The organism is Acinetobacter uliginosus (genome assembly GCF_044130295.1).
In the GTDB taxonomy this organism is placed as follows: domain Bacteria; phylum Pseudomonadota; class Gammaproteobacteria; order Pseudomonadales; family Moraxellaceae; genus Acinetobacter.
Genome location: NZ_JBIQOC010000124.1, coordinates 1 through 7,017, shown reverse-complemented (window position 1 = coordinate 7,017; position 7,017 = coordinate 1). Strand labels below are relative to the sequence as shown.

The 7,017-nt window shown below is 40.7% G+C and carries 5 protein-coding genes and 4 pseudogenes; 4 read left to right on the top strand and 5 right to left on the bottom strand.

From position 1 onward, the window contains the following. Positions 1-126 precede the first annotated feature (126 nt). Together ACE01T_RS16595 and ACE01T_RS16590 are read left to right on the top strand one after the other, a co-directional pair. Positions 127-276: pseudogene (locus ACE01T_RS16595) on the top strand (antitoxin Xre/MbcA/ParS toxin-binding domain-containing protein); the annotation flags it as partial. 35 nt (positions 277-311) lie between these two features. Further along, positions 312-479, top strand: a pseudogene (locus ACE01T_RS16590) (IS982 family transposase); the annotation flags it as partial. Between the two features lie 133 nt (positions 480-612). Here the strand turns inward: ACE01T_RS16590 and add are convergent. The 3 genes from add to ACE01T_RS16575 all read right to left on the bottom strand — a co-directional run bounded on the left by add (position 613) and on the right by ACE01T_RS16575 (position 3,511). After that, on the bottom strand, positions 613-1,635 hold the full coding sequence (add, locus tag ACE01T_RS16585) for an adenosine deaminase (protein ID WP_395519707.1): 1,023 nt from the start codon (positions 1,633-1,635) through the stop codon (positions 613-615). Positions 1,636-1,942: 307 nt separating this feature from the next. Next, a complete protein-coding gene (locus tag ACE01T_RS16580; RefSeq protein WP_395519706.1) occupies positions 1,943-2,644 on the bottom strand; it encodes a VIT1/CCC1 transporter family protein in 702 nt (233 codons plus the stop codon). A 516-nt stretch (positions 2,645-3,160) separates the two neighbouring features. Then, positions 3,161-3,511, bottom strand: a complete 351-nt coding sequence (locus tag ACE01T_RS16575) for a DUF3147 family protein (RefSeq protein WP_086197155.1) — start codon at positions 3,509-3,511, stop codon at positions 3,161-3,163. 197 nt (positions 3,512-3,708) lie between these two features. On the opposite strand from ACE01T_RS16575, the gene ACE01T_RS16570 reads away from it, so the two are divergent. Next, a complete protein-coding gene (locus ACE01T_RS16570; RefSeq protein WP_251992243.1) occupies positions 3,709-4,245 on the top strand; it encodes a MerR family transcriptional regulator in 537 nt (178 codons plus the stop codon). A 192-nt stretch (positions 4,246-4,437) separates the two neighbouring features. On the opposite strand, the gene ACE01T_RS16565 is transcribed toward ACE01T_RS16570, so the two are convergent. Further along, on the bottom strand, positions 4,438-5,085 hold the full coding sequence (locus ACE01T_RS16565; protein WP_395519705.1) for a hypothetical protein: 648 nt from the start codon (positions 5,083-5,085) through the stop codon (positions 4,438-4,440). Positions 5,086-5,518: 433 nt separating this feature from the next. Between ACE01T_RS16565 and ACE01T_RS17750 the strand changes: the two are divergent. Continuing rightward, positions 5,519-6,095, top strand: a pseudogene (locus ACE01T_RS17750) (DUF932 domain-containing protein); the annotation flags it as partial. A gap of 35 nt (positions 6,096-6,130) precedes the next feature. On the opposite strand, the pseudogene ACE01T_RS16550 reads toward ACE01T_RS17750, so the two are convergent. Further along, a pseudogene (locus ACE01T_RS16550) lies at positions 6,131-7,017 on the bottom strand (IS66-like element ISAba25 family transposase); the annotation flags it as partial.

The window sequence follows — 7,017 nt, the reverse complement described above, 5'->3', positions numbered from 1 at the left end:
CTGATTATTTGTAGTCATAAATTTAAGTCCCCACTTGTTTCTAAGTGGGGACTAAATTAAGGCTTATAGGATGAATTCAGAAGGTGTGTTCAGCGGACGCTTACTTTAAACGGTGGTGATCTAGATTGGATACACCATTTTCTTAACTCTAAAAACAGGGTAACTGGTGGAGTTCCAGTGGAACAAATTGAAACTGCACGTGGCTTGGTTTCAGTACTACAGTTTGTTGAGGCTATTCATTCGGGGGAATTGAATGGACACTATCGGGAATGTTGAGCAGATAAGAAAAGTGGGGTTCAGCGGACGCTTACAATAAAATAGAAACGTTATTCAGCTTATTGAAAGGACAATACAATTTAGTCACGAGTAAAGCACGTAGTATTTCGGGATTTTTAAGTGGGATTTATGCTTCGTTATGTGCATACCAATTAACCCATCGAAATAAGCCAACCATTCAGATTATTGAATCATTGGCTTAAACAGGATTGGGGTTAAATAATCTTTCTCTCTAAAGGTGAGGATATAAACACTTTAGACGGGTTCTAATACGCTATTTTATAAGGTGTTTGGTGTACTGCTAAATTAAGTAATTAGCTGTAGTAGAGCAAGTGATTAATTGATTCCTAAAAAGGCGTTACGCTGCGATACTTTCTCTTGAAGTTGCTGTTTTTCCTGAGCGGATAAAAAGGCGATGCTCAAACCGTTTTGCTGCGCTTGTCGGATTTGTGCTTCGGACAAGCCTGCCTGTGGTGCTGCGTGTAAATATTCATGTTGAATATCAATGCTTTCAACCGCAGGATCGTCACTATTAATCGTGGCTAAAATGCCATGTTCAAGAAAGGTTTTAAGCGGATGTTGAGCAATATCGGCAACGGTACTGGTTTGCAGATTTGAGGTAATGCAGGACTCAATCCCGATCTGATGTTCAACTAAATAATCCAGCAATTTTGCATCTTCCACAGCTTTCACCCCATGCCCGATACGGGTTGCACCGAGGGTTTGAATCGCTTGCCAAATACTGCTTGCACCAGCGGCTTCACCTGCATGGACGCTGATGTGCCAGCCTGCATCACGAGCTTGCTTGAAATGATCAATAAACAGTTCCCCTGGAAAGCCCAGTTCATCACCTGCCAAATCTAGTGCGGTAATCTGGTCACGATGAGTCAGTAAGGCATCCAGTTCTTGCTGGCAGCGAACCTGCCCAAAGGTACGACTCATAATACCGATGAGCTTAGCAGGAAGATCAAAGTCACCGCTGCCTTGCTGAACGCCATCAATCACGGCTTCGACTACGCCAGCCAATGGAAGTTGATGGCTCATCGCCATATAAAAGGGTGAAAAGCGAAGTTCGACATAGTCCAAACCTTGTTGTGCTGCATCTTGCATATTTTCCCATGCGACACGGCGGCAGGCTTCCAAATCACCCAAGACTTTCACGCCCCAGTCCAGTTTGTTTAAGAAGCTCAGCAGGTCTGGCTGATTGTCCATGACCTGAACATGCGGTAGTAGTTTGTGCAGGGTGTTGGCAGGCAGTTGAATCTGGAATTGCTGCCCCAGTTCTAAAATGGTTTGCGGACGGATATTGCCATCGAGGTGGCGGTGTAAATCGGTGAACGGGATATTTTTATCAATCATTATTATTCACCTAAGGGTTTATCCAGTCAGAAAAGCGTGATGTCCTCACAGCATAATCGCAAGTATATTCATTCGGCTACTGCATAATCATATATGCGGTAGTGAAGGTGATATTTTAAAAGAGATAAGCCTTTATTTAATGGGTTATGGAGTATTGTTCTATCCCCGCTGATGGACCTGAACAGTGCTAAGAACATACTTGTGCTTGGGCATAATCTAGCAGTAGGAATCACCGTCCTTAAAGGGCGGTGAGGATGTCAAATCCATCATGGGTAGAGCGAAGTGGGGGAACATATAAAAAGCGCTCTTATGCCACGCTCACATTAAATAATGACCCGATCCAAGCACTGAATAACATCGCGATAATTCCCCAAATCATCACCCGAATCGAACCTCTCCAAATACTTGCACCGCCAGCATAACTGGCCAGTGCACCCATGATGCCAAGACTTAATACCCCAATCAGCATCACGCCTTTCTCTAAGTATTGCTCAGGCAGAAGCATAATTGAAATTAAAGGAAAGAGTGAACCGACTGTAAATGCAATGGCTGAAGAGAATGCAGCACGAAAGGGCTGGGCAGAAGTATGATCTGAAATACCAATTTCATCACGAGCATGGGCATCTAAAGCATTATGTGCGGTCAGCTGGCGGGCAACCTCTTCAGCTAAAGTGGGTTGTAATCCGCGTTGTATATAAATATTTTTTAACTCATTTAATTCATGTTCGGGATGGCGTTGTAGTTCACGTTGTTCCATCTCCAGATCATTCTGTTCAATGTCTTGCTGGGATTTAACCGAAATATATTCACCCGCAGCCATTGATGCAGCCCCAGAAATCAATCCGGCGATACAGGTCACCAATAGGGTATGGGTAGATGCACCACTGGCTGCAATTCCCACCACCAGACTGGTGACTGAAATAATCCCGTCATTTGCCCCCAGCACAGCTGCACGTAACCATCCAGCACGTTCAATATAATGTTTTTCGATATGATAAGAATGACGCACAATAAACTCTCTTGCTGTTATCCATGTGATTATAGTCAATATAAGATGACTAAATCTTAATTGAGCAGCCAATAGCGAATATAAATCCGTATCTATACCTATCCCTGCCATTTTGAATCACTGGCTTTAAATACTCGTCAATCCAGAACTGCATCCATATTCAGGCTTTATATCATTGGTATTTTGTTCACTGGCGATCAAATTAAGATTCAGATAATCTTCAGATCTTAAAATTAAGCTCTAATCAATACTATTTTTTGAATGCTTTTCCTGCTTGATGGGAGCAATCATAGAAGAGGGGAATAAAAACGCCTGAGTTTGGTATATACAGTTTCCCAAGGATGCTTATTCCTATCATGTCGTTGCACTTTCAATTACCTAAAGAGTGGGCATATTGAAAAATCTACTGATTTCTATAAGGTTTTTGATAATCCCTAATGTTGTGGGGTTTAGCGCAATGAATATTTCCGTAAAAAAGGATTCCTCCTGATTCGATATGAGTAATCGTTTCCTCCTTTACATTAAATCAATACCGAAATGGTGCAAGATAGCCGCCCATGCCAGGAAAAGAACCAGGGTCATTACACAACAAAGGGCTAGAGCTGGCCAAAATCCATAACGCTGATACAGGAGGGGAAATGCTAAAAACATCGGTAAAGTCGGCACCACATACCAAAAAGTGTACCAAGCATGATTTGAAATTTTCTGTGGATCTTGATGCTCAAGTTTCATCCATATCAGCACCAGTAGAGTTACAATAGGTAAGGCTGCGATCAACCCGCCTAAACGGTCACTACGTTTGGCCACTTCTGAAATGAGTATCACCATCCCAGCTGTCAGCGCATACTTAGCAATAAGCCAGACCATGTGCATTTCCTGTAATTAATCAAAATTTTATTTTATAGCGGGTTGAAATAAGTTACATGTTTTATTTCATCGATGGCTGAGGAGCGATGATGAGCTGTCAGCCTAAAATAAAAATGACTGTGCTTTGGGTATCCTTAATTTGTGAAATAAATCATTTTTCCAGATTGACCTGTCTATAAGTAAAGGGTTTACCTTAATTGAACAATGAACGAATGACAAAAAATATGCTTACTGTATCCCGCTTAGCTAAAAGTCTCAATTTATCGAGAACCACCGTTCTTTATTATGAGAAACAGGGTTTATTAAAACCCAGATTTATAGCTGAAAATGGTTACAGATGGTACGGTGAAAGTGAGATCGAGCGACTGAAAAGTATAGTCTCTTATCGCGCTTATGGACTATCAATTTCAGATATCCGCTTGCTTTTAGAACCGTGTAGCATATCCCAAGGTCAAATCTTGGAAAATCATTTTAGGACATTGGAGAAAGAGATTAATAACTTAAGGGTTCAGCAAAAAGCCATCATTGAGTTATTAAAAAAATCAATTTTATTAAAGGAAAAGTTCATGAATAAAGCGAAATGGGTAGAAATTATGACTGCTGCTGGTTTATCAAAAGAAGATATGATGAAGTGGCATCAGAAATTTGAGGAAATGGAGCCTGAAGAGCATCAGAAATTTTTAGAGTCATTAGGAATTTCACCAGAGGAAATTTCACAGATTCGCAATCTCTAGCATTTCCTCTCTTTGAGTCTAATCTCAATTTAACATAATAGAGTGAATAGCCACTGATTTTTTAGATACTTTTTAGTTAGATAGAAAAAAGGCGATGCTTCGTTATTTTATTATGGGCATTGTCAGGGTGAAATGTGTCTAATCAACAGGGTGTTCGGTCTCTAAGCTATTTTTGAATCGGATATCATCGACTTAGATCCGTATTTGCAACAGTGCCGAAATTATTGCAGTCACTTTCAAATCTAAGTCTATGTATATTTGGTTTAAACTATTAAACTTTTGACCTCTATAATTCTGAATATAATTTTCTACAAAGTTGTAAAAGGGTTGTTTGCGTATGCGTTGAAAATTATATTTTTTGAAGGAATTAGAGACCCCTTGTTCTAAAAAGTCCCTTAAAATAGGGGGGAGATTTTTCTGATTCATGCAATCTGCATGTGATGAATAAGCAGTTCGAATGGCTTTAAGCTCAGTTTGAATATTTTCTAAAGCATTAGCTTGTAGTGAAGCTCTAAATTTACGAATAGCTTGAAGTACTTCATGATAATGTTTGGGGCGATATTCGAAATCAAGCTTTGCAACTTGATCATTCCCATCCTGATCTGGAAAAAATGCCTTAACAGGTTTGTTACAAAGTCTTTTTATTTTATCTTCTTCCAACTCTTGGAAATAACCTTCATCAATCAAGGTATATATTGCCTTCCTTAAATCTTCTTCATTAGATGCCATGAGGATAGATTTATGGAAACTCAAAAATGGAGACGAGCGGATTTTGTCAAAAATAAATTTTTCTAGTGCATTCACTATCAGTATTTGTTCTTGTAGTTGAGAACTTGGCATAAATACTCCTTAAGTAACCCCTTAACTTCTGTACAGACTTAGCCATTTTTATGTACAGACTTAATAATTAATACATTTCTTATCAGCATCTTACAAGATGATTCAGGAAATAATGAATTCATGTAAAAAGGTATTAAATTTGATTGCTTCAGTAGTTGAAATTAAGCGACACTAAGTCTTTGAAATAAATATATCTTTACTTGTCTAAAAATATTGAATTTAATTTTTTAGGAAGACATTGGATGCGTTTGGATAAAATAACATGCATCAGTACTTTAGAGAGGGCTTCAATGAATTAGGTGAGTAATTTTTGTTGAATAGCAATAAGCTGGCGGGTCAAACCTATGCAGGTTGATAGACGTTATTTTTGCTATAAATAAAAATTGAGGTTCTTAAAATATTGAATTGTGTAACAAATCCTCCAATGCAGCTATATGATGCCCAGAATGAATGCTGGCAAAGCATTATTATGCCTTATGAAAAATATATGTTTTATATCGCTCCGATACCCATGCGCTTTTATTTATGTTCAGCCGGAGCTATCAGGAAGTCTACCGATGGGAATACTTAACTTCTTATTCTGATTTAACAAAGCAGTCTTGCTTTCAACTGGAAATAGCCAGTGTGCTTAAAGGATACATGAAATTCTGGGCTTTAGCACGTATTGAACAGGCTTCTGCTTTAAAAGAAAAAAGTCAGCAATGGCTATATCTTGCTGGCAGCGGGCTGTGATGGAACCCTTGCGACTACGGCGCAATTCATCTCCATCCGTGTGGTGTGTAATAACACCTTGGCGATTGCCCTAAATGGACAGGACAGTAGTGCCGGTGTAGTTAAAGTCCCGCAACACCCACTTTGATACCCAAAAGATTAAACAGCAGCTGGGCGTATCTCTGCGTGCATGGGATGAACACATGTATGAAATGAAACAGCTGAGTCAGCGTAAAGTGACCCAGACCGAAGCTGTGGCTTATTTTGATGCCGAGTTCAACAAAATACTCGCCTCAGTCCAACGTAAGCGTCCGCTGAATCCCATACCTATTTTTTAATTCGATTTAGGTTTCCAGCAGTGCGGCAGCAATTCTTCAATTTGGGTCACTTTGTGTGTCGGTAACCTTTTCAGCACATCACTTAAATAGGCATACGGATCCAAGCCATTCAGCTTTGCTGACTGGATTAACGTCATGATGTTTGCCGCTCGCTGACCACTGCGCAGCGAACCTGCAAACAGCCAGTTCTTGCGTCCCAACGCCCAGGGACGCATCTGATTCTCTACCCAATTGTTGCATATCGGTAGATTGCCATCATCCAGATAGCGGCTTAAGGCTGGCCAACGCTTCAGAGTGTAATTGATAGCCTTGGCGGTAGGAGAACTCGATGGCACTGTCAGATGATGTTGGTTGAGCCATTCATATAGTTGTTGCATCACTGGTTGACTATGCTGTTGTCGGTATTCGCGGCGGTCTTCCGCTGTACCATCGGTCTTTTTCCTGAGTTCTGCTTCTATCGCATACAGTTTCTGAATCAGCACTAAGGCCTGTTCAGCAACCTGACTTTTCCCAGTTACATGCAGTTCATGGAATTTACGACGTGCATGGGCCATGCACCCCACCTCAATCACCTGGCCTGATTTAAAACGTGCTTTATAACCACTGTAATCATCACAGACTAGATAGCCCTGCCAGCCTTTCAAGAACTCTTCAGCATGCTGGCCTGAACGACTATCCTGAAAGTCATAGATCACCGCCTGAACTGGATTGTACTGTGTGGTGGCATAGGCCCAGACATAACCTTTCTTCGGTTTTTTATTATTCTCACCCATCCGCATGATGGTGACCGGTGTTTCATCTGCATGCAGCACCCGCTGTTGCAGCACCACCTCTTTTAAGGCATTGGCCAGAGGTTCCAGTTCTACACCGCAGCGACCTATCC

Coding starts and splice junctions, on each gene's coding strand:
- add (WP_395519707.1), bottom strand. CDS start 1,635: ATGATTGATAAAAATATCCCGTTCACCGATTTACACCGCCACCTCGAT.
- ACE01T_RS16575 (WP_086197155.1), bottom strand. CDS start 3,511: ATGGTCTGGCTTATTGCTAAGTATGCGCTGACAGCTGGGATGGTGATA.
- ACE01T_RS16565 (WP_395519705.1), bottom strand. CDS start 5,085: ATGCCAAGTTCTCAACTACAAGAACAAATACTGATAGTGAATGCACTA.